The organism is Microbacterium sp. CIAB417 (genome assembly GCF_022788845.1).
Window position 1 is genome coordinate 1 of sequence record NZ_JAHZUT010000041.1, and the last position, 527, is coordinate 527.

General features: G+C 66.2%; 1 pseudogene. It reads left to right on the forward strand.

From position 1 onward, the window contains the following. Positions 1-527, forward strand: a pseudogene (locus KYX17_RS31635) (hypothetical protein); the annotation flags it as partial.

A 527-nucleotide genomic window follows, 5' to 3' on the forward strand; every position in this document is an offset into this window, starting at 1 on the left:
TGACCGCTCCGGTGAACTATGCGCCCCTCTACGAGCCGCCCGCACCAGTCGCCGACTGGAACCCGCTCGCGCAGATCGTGCAGATCTTCGCCGAGGACAACGGATGGCCGTACTATCCACTCGCCACCCTTCAGCCCCTTCCGGGCGTGATCTTCCGCGAACGCGACGGCCGACCGCGCTTCATGCAGCGCTCCGTCAACATCGTGCGCATCCCGGGACCACCGCTGACCGAGATCGGCAACAGCTTCTACACCGAGATCGCGGTGGGCAACCAGTTCACGCAGAGCTGGGGGTACGTCGCCCTGGAGCTGGAGACCACGGCACCGCCTCTGGTGCTCGCGAACCAGCGACTCTCCCGTCGCTCACCACTGCCCTCGCTGCCCGACGTCAAGCCCATGCCGTTCCAGAACCAGGACCGATTCCTGCTGTACGCCGACCCCGGCGCCTTCGCATGGGCGGACTGGCTGTTCGACGACGAAATCCAAGCGCTCCTCGACGACGGCACGCTCGGCTTCCACGTCGAGATC